General features: G+C 62.8%; 19 protein-coding genes. 16 read left to right on the top strand and 3 right to left on the bottom strand.

The genetic code is table 11. The features are described from left to right. The first annotated feature begins 26 nt into the window (after nucleotides 1-26). The 8 genes from clpX to OES25_02890 all read left to right on the top strand — a co-directional run bounded on the left by clpX (nucleotide 27) and on the right by OES25_02890 (nucleotide 9,189). On the top strand, nucleotides 27-1,268 hold the full coding sequence (gene clpX, locus OES25_02925; GenBank protein ID MDH3626597.1) for an ATP-dependent Clp protease ATP-binding subunit ClpX: 1,242 nt from the start codon (nucleotides 27-29) through the stop codon (nucleotides 1,266-1,268). A 58-nt stretch (nucleotides 1,269-1,326) separates the two neighbouring features. Next, entirely contained in the window at nucleotides 1,327-3,753 is a 2,427-nt protein-coding gene (lon, locus tag OES25_02920; protein ID MDH3626596.1) for an endopeptidase La, read from the top strand. Between the two features lie 17 nt (nucleotides 3,754-3,770). Then, the gene (gene yihA, locus OES25_02915) at nucleotides 3,771-4,397 is read left to right on the top strand and encodes a ribosome biogenesis GTP-binding protein YihA/YsxC (GenBank protein ID MDH3626595.1); all 627 of its coding nucleotides are present in this window, start codon (nucleotides 3,771-3,773) and stop codon (nucleotides 4,395-4,397) included. Further along, nucleotides 4,339-5,643 carry a transcription termination factor Rho gene (rho, locus tag OES25_02910; GenBank protein MDH3626594.1) on the top strand — a complete coding sequence of 435 codons (1,305 nt, stop codon included), beginning with the start codon at nucleotides 4,339-4,341 and terminating at the stop codon, nucleotides 5,641-5,643. The genes yihA and rho overlap by 59 nt, the downstream gene beginning before the upstream one ends. Before the next feature lie 105 nt (nucleotides 5,644-5,748). Continuing rightward, the gene (gene rpmE / locus OES25_02905; GenBank protein MDH3626593.1) at nucleotides 5,749-5,970 is read left to right on the top strand and encodes a 50S ribosomal protein L31; all 222 of its coding nucleotides are present in this window, start codon (nucleotides 5,749-5,751) and stop codon (nucleotides 5,968-5,970) included. A gap of 19 nt (nucleotides 5,971-5,989) precedes the next feature. Beyond that, entirely contained in the window at nucleotides 5,990-7,087 is a 1,098-nt protein-coding gene (prfA, locus tag OES25_02900) for a peptide chain release factor 1 (protein ID MDH3626592.1), read from the top strand. Nucleotides 7,088-7,099: 12 nt separating this feature from the next. Next, complete coding sequence (gene prmC / locus OES25_02895; GenBank protein ID MDH3626591.1) at nucleotides 7,100-7,978, top strand: peptide chain release factor N(5)-glutamine methyltransferase; 879 nt, start codon at nucleotides 7,100-7,102, stop codon at nucleotides 7,976-7,978. Next, nucleotides 7,975-9,189, top strand: coding sequence for a molybdopterin molybdotransferase MoeA (locus tag OES25_02890; protein MDH3626590.1), 1,215 nt, complete (start codon nucleotides 7,975-7,977; stop codon nucleotides 9,187-9,189). Before prmC ends, OES25_02890 begins: the two co-directional genes overlap by 4 nt. Here the strand turns inward: OES25_02890 and OES25_02885 are convergent. Continuing rightward, nucleotides 9,174-10,667 carry a glycosyltransferase gene (locus OES25_02885; GenBank protein MDH3626589.1) on the bottom strand — a complete coding sequence of 498 codons (1,494 nt, stop codon included), beginning with the start codon at nucleotides 10,665-10,667 and terminating at the stop codon, nucleotides 9,174-9,176. The two genes, OES25_02890 and OES25_02885, sit on opposite strands and share 16 nt — an antisense overlap. Before the next feature lie 72 nt (nucleotides 10,668-10,739). Between OES25_02885 and OES25_02880 the strand changes: the two genes are divergently transcribed. Both OES25_02880 and OES25_02875 read left to right on the top strand, forming a co-directional pair. Further along, the gene (locus tag OES25_02880) at nucleotides 10,740-12,101 is read left to right on the top strand and encodes a hypothetical protein (GenBank protein ID MDH3626588.1); all 1,362 of its coding nucleotides are present in this window, start codon (nucleotides 10,740-10,742) and stop codon (nucleotides 12,099-12,101) included. Further along, nucleotides 12,098-13,036 (top strand): phosphotransacetylase, encoded by a 939-nt coding sequence (locus OES25_02875; GenBank protein MDH3626587.1) that lies wholly within the window; start codon nucleotides 12,098-12,100, stop codon nucleotides 13,034-13,036. Before OES25_02880 ends, OES25_02875 begins: the two co-directional genes overlap by 4 nt. Here the strand turns inward: OES25_02875 and metG are convergent. Then, complete coding sequence (gene metG / locus OES25_02870) at nucleotides 13,033-13,416, bottom strand: methionine--tRNA ligase subunit beta (GenBank protein ID MDH3626586.1); 384 nt, start codon at nucleotides 13,414-13,416, stop codon at nucleotides 13,033-13,035. The two genes, OES25_02875 and metG, sit on opposite strands and share 4 nt — an antisense overlap. Continuing rightward, the gene (gene larC / locus OES25_02865; GenBank protein ID MDH3626585.1) at nucleotides 13,413-14,639 is read right to left on the bottom strand and encodes a nickel pincer cofactor biosynthesis protein LarC; all 1,227 of its coding nucleotides are present in this window, start codon (nucleotides 14,637-14,639) and stop codon (nucleotides 13,413-13,415) included. The genes metG and larC overlap by 4 nt, the downstream gene beginning before the upstream one ends. A 111-nt stretch (nucleotides 14,640-14,750) precedes the next feature. On the opposite strand from larC, the gene OES25_02860 reads away from it, so the two are divergent. From OES25_02860 to OES25_02835, 6 genes are all read left to right on the top strand, one after another. Beyond that, entirely contained in the window at nucleotides 14,751-15,347 is a 597-nt protein-coding gene (locus OES25_02860) for a sigma-70 family RNA polymerase sigma factor (GenBank protein MDH3626584.1), read from the top strand. Nucleotides 15,348-15,372: 25 nt separating this feature from the next. Further along, the gene (locus OES25_02855; protein MDH3626583.1) at nucleotides 15,373-16,011 is read left to right on the top strand and encodes a zf-HC2 domain-containing protein; all 639 of its coding nucleotides are present in this window, start codon (nucleotides 15,373-15,375) and stop codon (nucleotides 16,009-16,011) included. Nucleotides 16,012-16,107: 96 nt separating this feature from the next. Next, nucleotides 16,108-16,431, top strand: coding sequence for a thioredoxin (gene trxA / locus OES25_02850; protein MDH3626582.1), 324 nt, complete (start codon nucleotides 16,108-16,110; stop codon nucleotides 16,429-16,431). A 19-nt stretch (nucleotides 16,432-16,450) separates the two neighbouring features. Next, nucleotides 16,451-17,194, top strand: coding sequence for a sulfite exporter TauE/SafE family protein (locus OES25_02845; GenBank protein ID MDH3626581.1), 744 nt, complete (start codon nucleotides 16,451-16,453; stop codon nucleotides 17,192-17,194). Then, entirely contained in the window at nucleotides 17,185-17,679 is a 495-nt protein-coding gene (locus OES25_02840; protein ID MDH3626580.1) for a TlpA family protein disulfide reductase, read from the top strand. The genes OES25_02845 and OES25_02840 overlap by 10 nt, the downstream gene beginning before the upstream one ends. Nucleotides 17,680-17,705: 26 nt before the next feature. Beyond that, nucleotides 17,706-18,794 carry a D-alanine--D-alanine ligase gene (locus OES25_02835; protein MDH3626579.1) on the top strand — a complete coding sequence of 363 codons (1,089 nt, stop codon included), beginning with the start codon at nucleotides 17,706-17,708 and terminating at the stop codon, nucleotides 18,792-18,794. Nucleotides 18,795-18,804 lie beyond the last annotated feature (10 nt).

Below are 18,804 nucleotides of genomic sequence, written 5' to 3'. Positions count from 1 at the left end.
TGGCCGGCAACGGCGAGAGGAAAAAGATGTCACGCAAGAAGGGCGAAGGCGAAGGGCTAAAGTGCTCGTTCTGCAATAAAAGTCAGCGCGACGTTCGCAAACTGATTGCCGGACCGACGGTCTACATCTGCGACGAGTGCGTCGACATCTGCCTGGACATCATCGCCGAGGAACGGGAGAACGAAGAGCACGACGGCAAGATGCGTCTGCCGAAACCCGTAGAGATCAATGCCTTCCTCGACGAGTATGTGATCGGTCAGGAGAGCGCCAAGAAGCGTCTGGCGGTCGCGGTCTACAACCACTACAAGCGCAACGAGATCGCTTCCAAGCGTCGTAACGAAGTCGAGCTGCAGAAATCCAACATCCTGCTCGTCGGACCGACGGGTTCCGGCAAGACGCTGATGGCGCAGACACTTGCGCGGCTATTGTCCGTCCCGTTCGCCATCGTCGACGCCACAACGCTGACCGAGGCCGGCTATGTCGGCGAGGATGTTGAGAACATCGTTCTGAAGTTGTTGCAGGCCGCGGGCAACGACGTCGAGAAGTGTCAGCGCGGAATCATCTACATCGACGAGATCGACAAGATCGCCCGCAAGGGTGAGAACCCGTCGATCACCCGTGACGTCTCCGGCGAGGGAGTCCAGCAGGCACTGCTGAAGATCCTCGAGGGGACCGTCGCCAACGTCCCCCCGCAGGGTGGACGCAAGCATCCGCACCAGGAGTTCGTGCCGGTCGACACCACCAACATTTTGTTCGTCGTCGGTGGTGCGTTCGTCGGTCTGGAAAAGATCATCGAACGACGCCTTGGCCGCAAGACGATGGGCTTCAAGGCCGACGTCAAGACCCGCAGCAAGAAAAACGTGCAGGAGCTGCTGGCCGAAGTCGAACCCCAGGACCTGATTCGATATGGGTTGATTCCGGAATTTGTCGGTCGGCTTCCGGTGGCGGCAACGCTTTCGGAGCTTACCGTCTCGCAATTGGTTAGAATCCTCACCGAGCCGCGCAATGCGCTGGTGAAGCAGTATCACAAGATCTTCGAGTTTGAAGATGTCAATCTCCGTTTCACCGATGACGCGCTGGAGGCGATCGCGCAGCAGGCCGTCGAACGTAAGATCGGTGCACGCGGTCTGCGAATGATCCTTGAAGAGTTGATGCTCGACCTGATGTTCGATCTGCCGTCGCAGACGAACGTCAAGGAGGTCGTCGTCAGCAAGGACGTCGTAGTCAATAAGAGCAACCCGTTGGTCGTCATGGAGAAGGCCGGCTAGGTTGACTCGTCTGTATCTGTCCCAAAACGTCCCAGAACGACCGTATCTGGAGTTCTAAATGTCTGAATCGAAGGCATCCGCCGAGGATGGCGCGATCCATCTGCCCATGGTCCCCCTGCGGGACATCGTTGTTTTCCCGCACACGATGGTGCCGTTCGTCGTCGGACGGAAATCGTCCTTACTTGCGGTAGAGCGATCGCTTGCCGCCGGCAAGAGGATCTTCCTGTCGACGCAGCGCAACGCCACGGTGGACGACCCGCGTCCCGATGATGTCAACATCGTCGGGACGGTTGCGTCCGTCGTGCAACACCTGAAGCTTCCCAACGGTAACGTCAAGCTGTTGGTCGAGGGCGTCGAGCGCGCACGGGTCCTCAAGGTCACCGAGGACGACGAGGGTTCCTTCGATGTCGAGATCGAGGGCATCGAGGAAGACGCCGAGGTGACCGACGAGGTCCGCGAGCTGATGTCCCGAGTCAGCGGTCTCTTCGAGCGCTATATCAAGAACGCCCCGGGGCTGCCCTACGAGACGATGTTGTCGACGGTGCGGATTACGGAGCCGGGCAAACTCGCGGATACCATCGCGGCTCATCTCCCGGTCAGCGTCGAGGACAAGCAGACACTCCTCGAGACGCCGTCGGCCGCCGATCGACTGGAAGAGGTCGCCCGCAACCTGGATCACGAGATCGAGCGGATGCGTGTCGACAAGAAGATCCATCATCGCGTGAAGAAGCAGATGGAGAAGGCTCAGAAGGAGTACTACCTCAACGAGAAGATCAAGGCGATCCAGTCGGAGTTGGGTCGCAAGGACGATCGCGCCAACGAGGTCGAGGATCTGCGAGAGAAGATCGAGACCTCGAAGATGTCCAAGGAGGCCAAGGAGAAGGCCGGGCAGGAGCTGAAGCGCTTCGAGGTGATGCCGCCGGTGTCTGCCGAGGCGACGGTCTCGCGCAACTATCTCGAGTGGTTGCTGGCGGTCCCGTGGGGACAGCGGTCACGAGAACTGAAGGATATTAACAAGGCCCAGACGATCCTGGACGAGGATCACTACGGACTGGACAAGGTCAAGGAGCGGATCCTCGAGTTCCTGGCCGTGCGGCAGCTGGTCAAGAAGATGAAGGGCTCGATCCTCTGTCTGGTCGGCCCTCCCGGTGTCGGGAAGACGTCGTTGGCCAAGTCCATCGCCCGTTCGACTAACCGCAAGTTCGTTCGCCTGTCGCTCGGCGGTGTTCGTGACGAGGCCGAGATTCGCGGCCATCGCCGGACCTACATCGGAGCGTTCCCCGGCCAGATCATTCAGATGATGCGTCGTGCGGGAAAGCGAAACCCCGTCTTCCTGCTGGATGAGGTCGACAAGATGGCGGCGGATTTCCGCGGCGATCCGTCGGCGGCCCTGCTCGAGGTTCTGGACCCGGAGCAGAATCACTCGTTCCTGGATCACTACCTGGACTGCGAGTACGACCTCTCCGACGTGATGTTCGTGGCCACCGCCAATGTCATGCACACGATTCCGCCGGCGCTGCGGGATCGGATGGAAGTCATCCGTCTTCCCGGCTACACGCTGCTCGAGAAGATCGCGATCGCGGAGAAGTACCTCGTTCCGAAACAGATCAAGCAACACGGCATTCACAAGCACGAGGTCACCTTCGAAACGAAAGCGATCCGAGAGATCATCGAGCGCTACACGAAGGAGGCCGGCGTCCGCAATCTCGAACGCGAGATCGCGTCGGTCTGTCGCAAGCTGGCCCGCAAGGTCGTCGGTGGGAATCTCGAGCCTGGCGTCACGGTGACACAGGAGATGGCGGCCGAGCTACTCGGTATTGCCCGCTACAGGGCGCCGGGGGATATCAAGCGAGAGGATCACATCGGCGTGGTGGCAGGTCTGGCATGGACCGAGACCGGCGGGGAGATCCTCGATATCGAGGCTACGCTGATGCGGGGGCGTGGACGACTCACGTTGACCGGCCAGCTTGGCGATGTCATGCAGGAGTCGGCGCAGGCGGCGTTGACCTTCGTCCGAAGCCAGTCCGAGGGGCTTGGTGTGGATCCACTGTTCATTCGTAAGTACGACATCCACATCCACCTTCCCGAGGGCGCGATCCCGAAGGATGGACCGTCTGCGGGTGTGGGCCTCGCCACGGCGATTGCGTCGCTGGTGAGCGACCTGCCGGTCCGTGGGGATCTGGCGATGACCGGAGAGATCACGCTGCGTGGGCAGGTGTTGCCGATCGGCGGCCTCAAGGAGAAGGTGTTGGCCGCGTATCGCCACGGCATCCATACCCTGATCCTGCCGAAAGAGAACGAGAAGGATCTGGCGGAGATCCCCGACGATGTCCGGGATAAGATCACATTCCATCTCGTTGAACGAATGGAAGAGGTTCTTAAGCTCGCATTGATCGGACCGGTACCCCCCGTCAAGATTGCAGAAGGCGACCGAGAGGCGGGCTTTGACGAAGGGTCACCCGCCGATGGTCCGACAACGCACTGAAACGTGTTCAGAGTTGAATGAAGATCCAGTCGAGCCGGTTCGAACGGGCAGCCGTTAAGGCCGAAGACGAACCCAAGATGGACGTGCCCCGGATCGTTTTCCTGGGTCGTTCAAACGTCGGTAAGTCGTCACTGATCAATCGGCTTCTGGGCGTCAAGGGTCTGGCGAAGACCTCGTCGCGTCCGGGACGAACACAGACGGTCAACTTCTACCGCGTCAACGAGGCGTGGCAGATCGTCGACCTGCCGGGTTATGGCTACGCGAAGGTTCCCGAGGCCGTACGACGGACCTGGGCACCGATGGTCGAGGGGTTCCTCGTCCGCTCGAAAGAGAGCATCGCGTTAGGGGTGATCGTGGTTGATGCGCGGCGTCCACCCACGGAGCTGGATGCGGTGATGCGTGATTGGCTGGAATCGAAGGAGATTCCGTACATCGTGACGGCGACCAAGGCCGACAAGATGTCGGGAAACAAACGAAAGGTCGCGGAGCGCGTCGTGAAGGACTGGCCGGGCAAGTACGGAGTCGCACCCGGTCTGCTGGCTTCGGCTGAGACCGGTACCGGCACTCGCGAGATCTGGCGAGAATTTGAGCGAGCACTCGAGAAGAGTTTTTCGAAGCGGGGAGCGGGGCAGCGTGAACATTGATATCCAGGAAATAAAGCAACTCGCACCTGCGGAGCTGGTGAAGGTCGCGGCGACGTTGCGTGTCAACGGCGCCGGCAACATGCCGTACCGCGATGTGCTCTGTCGGGTCATTCAGGCTCATGCGCGCAACCGCGAGACGATCTCGGCGGTCGGCGTTCTCGAACGGCTCAGCGACGGTTACGGCTTCCTCAGGGCCCCCGACGCCAGCTACCTGCCGGGACCCGACGACATCTACGTCTCGCCGTCACAGGTCCGACGATTCTCTCTGCAGACCGGCGACACGGTACGTGGACAGATTCGACTTCCGAAGAGCAACGAGCGCTACCTGGCGCTGGGTCGTGTGGAGAGCGTCAACGATCTCCCGACCGAGCAGATCCGCAAGCGCAAGGCCTTCGACAAACTGACACCGTTGTACCCCGAAGAGCGGATCCGCTGCGAGATCGAGGGCGTGGAAGATATCTCGGGTCGTGTCCTGGATCTGATGACGCCGCTCGGGAAGGGGCAGCGTGGTCTGATCGTCTCGCCGCCACGGGCCGGTAAGACGATGCTGATGCAGACGATCGCCGACGCAGTCGCGACCAATCATCCCGACGCCGTCCTGCTGGTGCTGCTGATCGATGAGCGCCCCGAAGAGGTGACGGACATGCAGCGCTCGATCAAGGGCGAGGTCATCGCGTCAACCTTCGACGAGCCGGCCACCCGTCACGTGCAGGTCGCCGAGATGGTCATGGCCAAGGCCAAGCGTCAGGTGGAGGCCGGTCGCGATGTTGTCATGCTGCTGGACTCGGTGACCCGACTCGCACGGGCGTACAACGCCGTTATCCCAGCCTCCGGTCGCGTGATGTCCGGTGGACTGGATGCCAACGCGTTGCAGAAGCCGAAGCGGTTCTTCGGTACGGCACGCAACGTCGAGGAGGGCGGCTCCCTGACGATCATGGCAACCGCTCTGGTCGATACGGGGTCGCGGATGGACGATGTGATCTTCGAGGAGTTCAAGGGCACCGGCAACATGGAGATCAACCTCGACCGCCGACTGGCCGACCGTCGGATCTTCCCGGCGATCGATCTTCTGCGCTCCGGGACCCGTAAGGAAGAGCTGCTCCTCAGCAAGACGGAACTCGACCGGGCCTGGGTGCTTCGCAAGGTTCTTCAGGAGATGACCTCCGTCGAGGCCATGGAGCTCCTCAGGGACAAGATGCGTCAGACGGCCACCAATGAGGAATTTCTGGAGAGCATGGCGGGTTAATTGCAGGGTCGGGGACGATTCCCTATAATCCTGCGTTCGCCGCCCCGTACGATGCCGGGGCAGGTAGGGTGAGCCAGGCGTCTGGCGTCACAAGAGGAACAGATCATGAAGCCAGAAATCCACCCCGAGTACCATGAGGTCGAAGTGCACTGCGCCTGTGGCAACGCGTTCAAGACGCGATCCACCGATGCGCAATTGAAGGTCGAGATCTGCTCGAACTGTCACCCGTACTTCACCGGCAAGCAGAAACTGATCGATGCGGCTGGTCGTGTCGAACGCTTCCAGAAGCGCTTCGCCAAGAAGAAGACCAGTCCGGATAAGTCTTGACCGCTGCGGTCATCTGACCATGGCCGGTACTCTCGATCCGAAACTCGATAGCAAACTCCAGTCGCTGGTACAGCGATCCGAGGAGTTGTCTGCGAACCTGGCGGACCCCGAGGTCACGTCGGACATGGATCGTTATCGACGCCTGACTCGCTCCTACGCCGACCTCGAACCGATCGTCGGCAAGTATCGCGAGTGCCGACAGGTGCAGTCGGACCTGGAGGGGGCCGGTGAGCTCCTCGAGACCGCCGGCGACGCTGAGATGCGCGCCATGGCCGCTGACGAGGTCAAGACTCTCGAGTCTCAACTGAAGTCGATCGAACACGAGATCCGGCTTCTACTCCTACCCAAGGATCCCAACGACGACAAAAACGTCGTGCTGGAGATCCGCGCCGGTGCCGGTGGCGATGAGGCCAGCCTCTTCGCAGCGGAGTTGTTTCGGATGTACACGCGTTACGCCGAGGGGCGTAACTGGAAGGTGCGGACGACCGACATCTCCGCCAGCAGCGTCGGTGGTGTCAAGGAAGTGATCGCGATGGTCGAGGGCACCGGCGTCTACAGTCAGCTGAAGTACGAGTCGGGAGTCCATCGGGTGCAGCGCGTCCCGGAGACCGAGGCCCAGGGTCGGATTCACACGTCAGCGGTGACCGTGGCGGTCCTCCCGGAAGCGGAAGACGTCGAGGTCGATCTGGCGGAAAAAGAGCTACGGATCGACACGTTCTGTTCGTCGGGTCCCGGTGGCCAGAGTGTCAACACGACTCAGTCCGCGGTGCGAATCACCCACCTGCCGACCGGTCTCGTCGTGCAGTGTCAGGACGAGAAGTCATGGCACAAGAACAAGGCCAGCGCCCTCAAGGTCCTGCGTTCCCGGCTTTACGACAAGATGCAGCAGGAGCAGCACGATGCCATCGCCGAGGAGCGTCGCGGCATGGTCGGTGGTGGGGATCGATCCGAGAAGATCCGCACCTACAATTTCCCCCAGAGTCGGATTACCGACCACCGCATCTCTCTGACGGTCCATAATCTCCCCGCAGTGATGGACGGTGAGATCGGCCCCATCTTCGAGGCCCTCGTGGCCCACGATCAGGCGGAACTCCTGCGACAAGAGGTCCAGAGCTAAGGCGGAGGGGGCATGAGGGGGGAATCAGCAGCACGCCTCGGGGCGGTCCTGGAGGGGGCGGTCCAGAGAATGGCGGATGCGTCGCTTCGGGAAGCCCGCCTGCACGCCGAGTACTTGATGGCGGAGATCGCCGGTTGCGACCGAGGCGGACTCTACACACGACGCGACGACACGCTCACGAAATCAAGAATCGAGAAGTTCGAGGCGATGGTACAGCGTCGGCTGAACCGCGAACCGCTCCAACATATCCTGAAGTCTCAGCCGTTTCACGATGTCACGATCGAGGTCACACCGGATGTGCTGATTCCGCGACCCGAGACGGAGGCGTTGGTCGAACACGCGTTGCGTCAACTCCCCAGGGGAGAGTGTCGTGTCGCCGATCTGGGTACGGGCAGTGGCTGTATCGCGATCGCGCTGGCCCATGCACGACCGTCGTGGCGCATCGACGCCATCGATCGCTCCGAGGTCGCGCTGGACATCGCGCGTCGTAACGCAAAGAAGAACGGCGTCGCCGACCGGATCAAGTGGCATCTCGGAGATTTCTCTAAACCGCCGGCGGGATGGTACGGCCGCTTCGACGCGGTGATCAGCAATCCGCCGTATGTCCGGGCAGACGATCACAAGGATCTCGAGCCCGAGGTGCGGGACCACGAGCCGTACGAGGCCCTCGTCTCGGGGCCCACAGGTCTCGAGGCCTTTCGCGTCCTGTCCATGATCGCCCATCGCAGCCTCAAGCCCTCGGGAAGGGTGCTGCTGGAGTTCGGCTTCGGGCAGGATGCTGCCGTTGCGCGTTACTTCGCAGAAGCCGGGTTCGGCGACATTCAGATTCGTCCGGATCTTCGCGGCATTCCACGGGTCCTCGACGCAACCCGAAACGGCTCGGCGCGGTGATCCGTCTCGAGGAGGCCTGGCGTCTACTCGACGAGGCCGTCCGCCCGCTCGCCATCGAAGACCGCCCCCTGATCGAGTCCCTCGGGTCCTACCTGGCCGAGAGCGTTCACTGCGATCGCGATTATCCACCGTCGGATCGTTCGGCGATGGACGGCTTCGCGGTTCGCGCCGCCGATACCTCCGGCGCGTCGGTCACCCTGAACGTTCAGGGTGAGGTGGCCGCAGGCGCAGATCCGGTAGGGGTCGAGGTCCAGCCCGGTCATGCCTGTCGCATCTTCACCGGTGCAAGCATGCCCCGGGGTGCCGACGCCGTCGTGATGGTGGAAGATACGGTCGAGGATCGTGACGCGGGAACCGTTGTCATCAACCGTGAGGCACGCGTCGGTCAGCATGTTCGTCATCGGGCCTCCGATCGAACCGAAGGCGAGCTCGTCCTTGACGCCGGCATTCCGATTCGTCCGGCGGAGATCGCCGCCTTGGCGACCGTCGGCCGTGACCCGGTTCGTGTGATCCGCCGCCCGAGCACTGCCATCCTCTCGACCGGCGACGAGATCGTCCCGGTGACGTCGTCGCCGCAGTCCTATCAGGTGCGAAATTCCAACGCCCTCATGCTGCAGGCTCAGGTCGCGGCGTGTGGCTTCACCGCAGAGCCGCTTGGTGTGGTCGCCGATGATGCCGGCAGCTTACGTCAGGCGATCCACGAGGGTCTGCAGCGGGATCTCCTGCTGCTGTCAGGCGGGGTCTCGGTGGGGGAGTACGATCTTGTCGCGGAGGCACTTGCCGATTGCGGCGTCGAGACGTTGTTTCACGGCATCCGGATGAAACCCGGCAAGCCGATACTCGCCGGGCGTCGTCAACACGAGGGCCGTGCGCAGATCGTCCTGGCCCTGCCGGGCAACCCGCTGTCGGCCTACGTTGGCTTCCGACTGTTCGGCGAGCCGGTCCTTCGGCGGCTGGCGGGGGAAGCCACATTCGAAGCCCAGTGCCGGGACACTCCGTTGGCGACAGCGTTCAAGGCCAAGGCGGGTCGCACGACATTCCATCTGGCGCGTCGTCGGGAGACGGCAGCCGGGCGGGTGGTCGAGCCCGTCGCCTCGACGGGGAGTGGCGACGTGCTGGCTCTCAGCCGGGCCAACGGTTGTATCCGCACGCCGGAGGAGGGCGCCGACCTATCCGTCGGTCGCCCGGTGCCGTTCTACGACTGGGGCTGAGTCAGCCGGCTGGTCCGGCTTGCCTGGACCAACGTCAGTATCGACGTGTACCCATAGCCAAGCGCGAAGAGCAAGAGGAACGGGACCGCACCCCACAGACCATCCTGCATCGCTTTCAGGACTGCGCCACCGAAGTAGATCGAGAACAGCGATTCGATGACGGTGTCGAGGTTGACCGATCCACGGTAGCGGCGTGAACTCAACGCCTGTCGAGACTGAAGGTTGTACTTCGGCGTCCGACGGAACGGCGTCTTGTGACCCACCAGCGCTTCGATCACCGCGCGACAGTTGTTGATCGACAGGCCGATACCAAGGGCCATCAGCGCCGGCAGCCAACGTAGCGTTCCGCGCCAACGTCCACCCAGCGCCATCGACTGGGCCGTCCCGTAGAACGCGGCCACCGACAACGTTGATAGGGTGAACAGCGGAAGGTCGACGGCCGCGACCCACCAGTGGGAGATCTCACTCCGATACCAGACGGCCGGCACGATCAAAACCGCCAGCAGCACCATCAGCAGGTAACCGATGTTGGCCGTCAGATGAACCGTCGCCTCCAGCTTGATGCGAAACGGAAGCCGACTTCGCAGGATCTCCGGCAGCAGTTTCTTGGCGGTCTGGATCGAGCCCTTGGCCCAGCGATGCTGCTGAGTCTTGAACGCCGTCATCTCCACCGGGAGTTCCGCCGGAGCCACATGCTCGGGAACGTATACGAATTTCCATCCACGCAACTGGGCACGGTAGGAGAGGTCCAGATCCTCGGTCAACGTATCGTGCTGCCAGCCACCGGCGTCGTCGATACAGGCTCGTCGCCAGACGCCCGCGGTGCCGTTGAAGTTGAAGAACCGCCCGGAGCGGTTGCGGGCCGTATGCTCGATGACGAAATGACCGTCCAGGAACATCGACTGGATTCGTGTCAGCGCCGAATGGTGCGCGTTGATGTGGCCCCAGCGGGCCTGCACCATGCCGATCTCGGCATCCTCGAAGTAGGGGACCAGCGCTCTCGCGAAACCGGGCTCCGGTGCAAAGTCCGCGTCGAAGATCGCGATCATCTCTCCACGGGCCGAGGCCAGGCCTGCGGCCAGTGCGCCGGCCTTGAACCCCGATCGGTCGTCGCGATGGAGGAGTTGGATGTCGAACCCGAGACGACGCTTCCGCTCGACAACCTCCTCGACGAGTCTCGTCGTCTCGTCGGTCGAGTCGTCGAGCACCTGGATCTGCAGCAGATGCCGGGGATAGTCCAGGCGACAGACCGCATCGATCAATCGCTCGGCGACGTACATCTCATTGAACAGGGGGAGCTGAACCGTGAGCGACGGAAGCGTCACGTCGTCCGCGGCCGGCGGCAGCGACGGTCGTCGATGCCTTCGGTAGAGCCAGACCAGGTACCAACGGTGGGCCCCATAGGTCGACAGCATCAACAGGATCACGAAATAGAGACCCGTCACCGCGATCTGCAGGTGGGTCCAGTTCTCGAACATCGATTCGGTCCCCTCGTTTCGGTCTGGGCCCCATGGTAACCTCGCCGACGGGGCTCCCTCCACCGTGAGAACGTGAAGCGACGGTTCAATATTCTCGTCATCGGGTCGATCTGTGGCCCGATCTATCTGATTCTCGCTCTCGCCGGGGATCTGCGGGAGCATTGGCTCCTGTTCTACCCGACGTTCCTGCTGCTCTGGGGGCTGACGCTGACGGCCTGGTTCCTCCAGCGCGGTCGGCCCCTGCCGATGCGATGGGTGCTGGCGTTTGCCCTCCTGTTCCGTCTCGTGGCGCCGTGGGGCGAGCCGTCCCTCTCGGATGATGTCTACCGTTACGTCTGGGACGGGCGCGTCCAGGCGGCGGGACACCATCCCTACCGCTACGCGCCCGACGCGCCGGAACTTGCAGACCTGAGGGACGAGGACTGGGAGCGGATCAACCACCGGGAGATCAAGACGGTCTATCCGCCGTTGGCGCAGATGGTGTTCGCGGCGCTCGCGAAGGTGGGTCTGGGCCCGCTGGGGTTCCGGCTGATGTTCGGTGGGGTCGATTTCCTGGCCGTTCTCCTCCTTTGCGGTCTGATCCGACGGCTCCGCGCGCCGCCGGAGCGACTGCTGCTCTATGCGTGGAACCCGCTGGCGATCCTGGAGGGGGCGGGGAGCGGACACCTCGATGTGCTCGGTGGATGGTTCGCGATGTTGTTCATCGTCTCGATCTTCGATGGGAAGCGGGCTCGGGGAACGGCGGCACTGGTCGCGGGTGTTGGGGTCAAGTTGTTGCCGCTGGTCTGGTTGCTGTCGCTGATCCGAAGGGTCAGGCCGCGTCATCTGGGTATCGGTCTATTGCTGGCTGTCGTGATTGCCGTGCCCTACGCGGCGACCGGTCCGACGATTCCCGACGGCACCCGCGTTTACGCCGAACGGTGGCAGGGGAACGGCCCGGTGTTCGAGATGCTCCTCGCGGCGTATGGAGCCGTCGACCTGACCGAGACGCTGAAGACGGGCATCGCTGACCTGCAGATCCGAATCGGCGATCGTGCCGACGTGACGTCCCTTTACCAACGTGTCTATCCGCAGGACCTTGCACGGTTGACGTTGGTCATTGCGGGAGTCGCGTGGATCCTGCTCTGTGTTCGCCGGCGTAGCGGTTCATTGGTGGACGAGCTGTACACAATCGTTCTTGGTGTGATGTTGCTGCAACCGACGATTCACCCCTGGTACCTGATCTGGTTGCTGCCGCTGGCGGCGGCCAGAGCCGATTGGCCGGTGCTGTTGTGGGCCATGTTGATTCCTCTGGTCTACCGCAACGCTACGGGGTCACCGGAGAACTGGGTCTTGCTGGTGGAGTACCTGCCGCCGGTGGTGCTCGCCGTGATGTTGACGTATTACCGGCGGAGAGTTCGGCCCCCACGGGCTGATATCATGCCGCCGCCATGAATCGTCTCGACGCCATCCTGCAGCGGGCCACCGACCTCACGGCCCTGACGGGCCGACGCATCGTCTTGCCGGAAGGCGAGGATCCACGGATTCAGGCCGCCGCGGAGATTCTCCGAGAAAGGAAGATCGTCCAGCCGATCGTGTTATCGGCGACGGACCTCGGTACGGTCTCCCGCGACCGTTTGACCCGGGAGATGGACGAGGCCCGCAGTGGTAAGGACTCCAGGCCCGAGGTCCACGAGCGCTGGCTGACGGACCCGCTCTACGTTGCGGCTGCGATGGTGCGGATGGGCGAGGCCGAAGGTGCGGTGGCAGGTGCCTGTCATGCGACCTCGGACATTCTTCGCGCGGCGTTGCAGATCCTCGGCGCGGGGGAGGGCGTCCGGACGGTCTCGTCGTTTTTCATGATCGAGCTTCCGGCACCGACGGCCGGCGGTCAGCGGCTGCTGGCATTCGCCGATTGCGGGTTGGTCCCGTCGCCCGATGCGGCGCAGCTTGCGGAGATCGCCACGGCGACGGCCCGCAGTTACCGCCAACTGACCGATGAACAGCCGAAGGTCGCGTTACTGTCGTTCTCGACCCACGGCAGCGCGACGGATCCGTCGGTGACTCGCGTGCGCGAGGCACGAAACCTGATCGCGGAGCAGTCCCCCGATTTCCTCTTCGATGGCGAGTTGCAACTGGACGCCGCCATCGTGCCGGAGGTCGCGGCGACCAAGGCGAATGCGAGTCCCCTGGAGGGACAGGCCAACGTGTTGATCTTCCCGGACCTGAACTCCGGCAACATCGGCTACAAGCTGGCAGAGCGTCTAGGTGGGGCGCAGGCGGTGGGGCCGCTGGTCCAGGGACTGCGGGCACCCTTCAACGATCTTTCCCGCGGCGCGACGGTGGACGACATCGTGATGGCCGCAGCGATTGCTGCGGTTCAGGCCTAACCGACCTGGGTCCCCGGTGGGATCTCCCCGTCGAACGACGCAAGGACCGCACGTCCATCGACCGTCGCGGCCAACAGCATTCCGTCACTATCGACACCGCGGATCCGTGCCGGCTTCAGATTGGCGACCACGATGATCGACCTGCCGATCAACGACTCGGGTGTGTAGGACTCGGCGATGCCGGCGACCAGCTGACGACGCTCGGTTCCCAGGTCGATCTGGAGTTTCAACAACCGGTCGGCATTCTCCACCCGTTCCGCTTCAAGGATTCGAGCAACCCGCAGTTCGGTTTCGAAGAACTTGTTGATGGAGATCTTCGGATCCGGCTTGGGCTCTTCGGCTTTCGGTGTGTTCTCGGGAACCATGGGTTCGTCGCTCATCGTTTTCTCCTGTTCTTCTTATTACGCCCCGGGGCACGATACCCGGTAACGGCGGCCTGCTGGACCGTCGCCAGCGGGACCCGATGTCGACGCGCAGCACGTGCCGCCGACTCGTATTCCGGCCAGACATTGATGATCGCCCCTTCGAGGGTCGCGATCTTGACTTCGATCTTTCCGTACGGTGTGGGAACCGTGGTCATCTCTCGATCGGCCACGGCTCTCTGCTCGACACGATGACGGACGCCGATCGTCGTCGTCTCTCGGTAGAGCACCCGTAACATCTCGCCGTAGTCCGACACCTTCGCCAGGACGGTGATGCCGTGTCCCGGTCGCCCCTTCTTCATCGTCAGGGGCGTGAACGTGACATCCAGTGCCCCGACCTCGAAGAGACACTCCGCCGCATAGGCCAGTGCCTGGGGTGTTGCGTCATCCACCGAGCACTCGAGGACGAGGACGTCGGGTGTGGAGGAGTCGCCGTCGTCCGGTTGGCCCAGGGACTGTCCGAGGACCACCCGTAGCATGTTGGGGATGCCCGGCGGGGACGCGGAGCCGGCACCGTAGCCGATGCGTGCCGGGAGCATGGCAGGCATCGACTCCCAGCGAGCGGTCAAGGTCGTCAGTAGGGCGGCGCCGGTCGGCGTCAGTCGTTCCATCTCCAGGGTTCCGGCCTGAACCGGGACGCCACGCACCAACGCCAGGGTCGCTGGTGCCGGCACGGGGTAGCGACCGTGAGCGCAGTCGACCGACCCGAACCCCGTTGTCAGCGGAGAGCAGACGACGGTCGGCTCGCCAAGTTGTTCCAGGGCCCAGCAGACGCCGACCACATCCAGGATGGCGTCAACACCGCCGGCTTCATGGAGGTGGACCTTCTCGAAGCTGCTCCCGTGTACATCGGCCTCCGCCTCCAGGAGTCGACGAAAGACATCCAGAGATCGATCGCGGACAGCATCGGAGAGTCCGCCGGCCTTCTTGAGGATGCGTCGCAGGTCTCGCCAACCACGCCCCGGTTGGCGACCCTTGACGCCGATCGAGACGCGTCGTCCCGCAAGGGCGGTCCGTACGATCGAAGACGATCGCAGCGTCCAGCCGTCGACGGGTAACTCCTTGAACGCACGACGGAGGCCGGCCGTCGAGACGCCGAGGTCGACCAGGGCTCCCAGCAACATGTCGCCTGCGGCTCCCTGGGAGCCGTCCACGAACAGAAGATCGGATTTAGCACTCATAGTCGCTGTTCCCGTCCCATCCCGGACGCATCGTAGCAGAGCGTTTGACCGTCCTCCGCTGCACGTTGTAGCGTACCTCCACCAGGGGACGGGAGAAGGGGTCGCCAACGAATGGAACAGGTGACGCACGGCCGAAAGGCTGAGTTCGAGGAGGTGGCGCTGCCACTTCTCAACCCGCTCTTCAATCTGGCCCTCAATCTGACACGCAACCCGAAGGACGCCGAGGACCTGGTGCAGGAGACCTATCTTCGCGCCTATCGCTTCTTCGACTCCTACCAGCGTGGAACGCACGTCAAGGCCTGGCTGTTTCGGATCCTGCGCAACACGTTCATCAATCGCTATCGCGCGGCGAAGGTTCGACCCGACGAGGTCGAGTTGGACAAGCTGGAGACCGCGTACGAGAAGGTGGTGGACAAACAGTTCCTCCATGACCGTCAGCCGGCCTCGCCGGAAGCGATCGTGATGGATGGGGTTCTGGACGGCGAGGTGGAGGAGGCGATCGCAGCCATCCCCGAGGAATACCGAACCGTCGTCCTGCTGGCTCTGGTTCAGGAGATGTCCTACAAGGAGATCTCCCACGCGTTGTCTATCCCGCTGGGGACGGTCATGAGCCGGCTGCATCGGGGCCGAAAGCTGCTCCAGGCCAAGCTATTTGAATACGCCCATCGGAAGGGAATAATCCGCTCCACCATGGATGTTTCGGAGTGATAGGGCGGAAAAGGTGCCGTAGACGATGAACTGCAAGAATTTCAAAGAGTGGCTGTACCACTTCCAGCAGAACGAGCTCTCGTCTGAGCGCGAGGAGGCGCTCCTCGAGCACGCCGACGCGTGTCCGCCCTGCGGTCTCACGCTTGAGTTCGAGGCCACGATGTTGGCCACCCTCAAGAAACGATTGCAGCCCACCGCAACACCGGTCGGGCTCGAGTCGCGGGTTCGTGGCGTGATCGAGAACGCGACTCCCGGACGACTCTCGTCGTCGTGGTTCCAGCGTCCGTTCGTGGCCGCCGTTGCAGCGTCGTTATTGCTGGCGGTTCTGGTGATCCCCAGTCTGCGCGACGGTGAGTGGCTCTCGTTCCGCAGCGTGCGTGCGGTGTCGGGCACGGTCACCGTGGTTGATCCGATCTGCGAGAAGGCCGGCAGGACGTACGAGCAGCAGCGTCGGTGCAAGAATCACGCACACCTCAACACTCTCGTGACCGATGACGGAACGGAATGGAACATCAGCCTGGATGACGAACGGTTTCGTGGTCTCCTGACCGACACGGAGATGCGCGGAAGGCGGATGCGTGTCCGGGGCAATCTGTTTGGTCCCATCCGTACGTTGCAGCTGGTCGAGGCCGAGGTCCTCAATCCCTCCGTCAACGAGCTCTAGCGCGGTAATTCCAGGGAACGTGCTACGCTGAATCTCGTCGGAGAGCCCTCCGGCAAACCGACGCAAACGATGAACGACAACGCAGTAGGAGATACGATGAGTCAGGTCGTCGAACTAAACGACAGCAATTTTGACAACGAGGTCATGCAGGCCGATCAACCGGTTCTGGTCGACTTTTCCGCAACCTGGTGTGGGCCCTGCAAGAAGCTCGAACCCATCGTCGACGAGCTGGCCGGCGACTACGAAGGCCGAGTGAAGATCGGCAAGGTCGATGTCGATAAGGCTCCCAACACCGCCGCCAAGTTTGGCGTGATGTCCGTCCCCACCTTGATCTTGTTCCAGGGTGGCCAGGTCAAGGACCAGATGGTCGGGCTGCACTCCAAGCAATCGCTCTCCGACAAGGTCGATCGGGTCCTCTGATCCGGGCAGGTGTAGCGTAGTGGCTGGTTTCCTTGAGCTGATCGAGTCGTGGGGTTACGCGCTCGGCGAAACGCTGAACGCGCAACTGAAGACCGGCTCGGCGGGGTCGCTCCTCGTCGTCTACGCGGCCGGGGTCCTGACAAGTTTCACGCCCTGCGTCTACCCGATGATTCCGGTGACCGTGACGTTCATCGGTGGCGCCTCCGGCGGCGATCGCCGACGAGCGTTTTCGTTGTCGATGTTCTACGTCGCCGGCATGGCGTTGATCTACGCCGCGCTGGGAATGGCGGCGGCACTACTCGGCAAGACGTTCGGCAAGTGGACGCAATCGCCGTGGATCTACGCGTCGGTGGCAATCCTGATCGCCGTCTTTGCCCTGGCGATGATCGGCAAGATCAACATCCCCGTGCCGGGCCTGGCGGCGCGCACACAGAGTAGCGGTGTGCAGCGTGGCGGCTTCGGCGGTGCACTGATGATGGGGGCGGCTGCGGGTTTTGTCGCGGCGCCCTGTACGGCACCGGTGCTCTTCGTTCTGCTGCTCTACGTCGGGCAGACCCGCAACGTTCTCTGGGGCGGGACACTGCTCCTGGTCTTCGCCGTCGGACTCAGCACGCTCCTGATGTTGCTGGGCATCTTTTCCGGTCTTCTCGCCGGGCTACCGAAAGCCGGTGTCTGGATGGACCGAGTCAAGATGCTGTTTGCCGTGGGGATGTTGGCCGCGGCGGCCTTCTTCTTCTACAAGGCGGTGCGACTATGGATGTAGGTCGCTTCGTTCGAGGTACGGGACTCACCGTTCTCGCGTTGGCGCTGTTGAGCGTAGGCGTCGTGTTCGCCGAAGACGGCGTGTCGATCTCGCTCCCGGATCCCGTCACGGGCAAGACACAGGAGATTCGTCACGGGTCGGCGGCGCTCCACGTGGTGTTCTTCGCAACCTGGTGTCCCCACTGCGTCGACGAGCTCGACGCGCTCTCGGACCTCCATGCCCGGTGGCAGGAGCGCGGCTACCGACTGGTGGTGATCGCCGTGCAGGATCGTCACGACATGGAGCGCCTCAAACAGTTTGCCGATCGCGAGAACGTCCCCGGTCGACTCGTGTTCGATGAAGAGGGCGTCGCCTCAACCCGGCTTTCTGCCGACGACCTGCCGACCCATATCGTCTTCGATGCGGACGGCAAGGAAATCCACCGTTCGACTCGGCTGTCGGACGAGACGGTTTCGGTGTTACGCTCACTACTGTCGGATCGCTAAGCTCTGATCGTCGTGAGGGATGCTGCATGTCGATAGCCAGGCGGGGAACTCCCGGCCGGGTCGGACGCGTCGGGTTGCTGTTCGGTGGGCCCTCCAACGAACATGAGGTCTCCCTCGTCTCGGCTCGAGGTGTCGCCGCGGCTCTCCGGCAGACGTCTCTTGAATGGTTCCCGCTGGCGGTGACTGCGGAGGGGTGCTGGCTCTCTCCACAGCGATCGATGGAGATCCTCGAGAGTGACGATCGACAGGCGACCTCCGCCGCCGACGACTCGCGGCTGGTCTTCGCCCCCGGAAGTGAGGGGGATCCCGTCCGACTCATCGACGACCGCGGCGCGCAGAGCGTCATCGAGTTGGACGTCGTCTTTCCGTTGATCCACGGCTGGGGAGGGGAGGACGGTCGTCTCCAGGGGATGCTGGATTGGTGTGGCATCCGCTGTGTCGGGTCCGGGCTTCTGGGTTCCGCCGTCGGCATGGACAAGGCGATCGCCCGACGGTTGTTCGAGTCCGCCGGGTTGGACGTGGGTCCCTGGGTCGAGCTGCGTGCCGACGAGATCGACGCCGAAGCTATAAGGCGAGTCACGAGCCGTCTACCTGCGCCGTGGTTCGTCAAGCCGGCCTGTGGCGGTTCCTCCATCGGCATCCGCAAGGTCGAGCACGCTTCCGAGTTGGACGACGCCCTTCGTTACGCGGCGTCATTTGACGACAAGATCCTGGTCGAGCTGGGGCTGACCGCACGAGAGATCGAGTGTGCGGTCCTCGGCAACGAGACGCCGCGTTGCGCCGATGCCATCGGCGAGATCCATGCATCGGCCGCCTTCTATGACTACGAGGCCAAGTACGAGAGCGGGGACTCCCGGCTGGATATCCCGGCCGACCTTCCGGTCGAGGTCGCGAGCCGTCTGCGTGACGCCGCCATTCGGGCCTATCGAGTCCTTGGGCTGACGGGGTATGCTCGTGTCGACTTTCTGGTTGAACCCGATTTCGGGCATCTCTGGGTCAACGAGGTGAACACCTTGCCGGGATTCACCCCGATCAGTATGTTTCCCAAACTGTGGGAGGCGTCGGGGTTGGCTTATCCCGCGCTGATCGAAGAGCTCGTACGATTGGCCCGCTGAGAGGGCCTCA

The organism is Acidobacteriota bacterium (assembly GCA_029861955.1).
Taxonomy (GTDB): Bacteria; Acidobacteriota; Polarisedimenticolia; order Polarisedimenticolales; family Polarisedimenticolaceae; genus JAOTYK01.
Note: the sequence above shows the minus strand (reverse complement) of the source record. Positions and strands in the feature narration are given on the sequence as shown.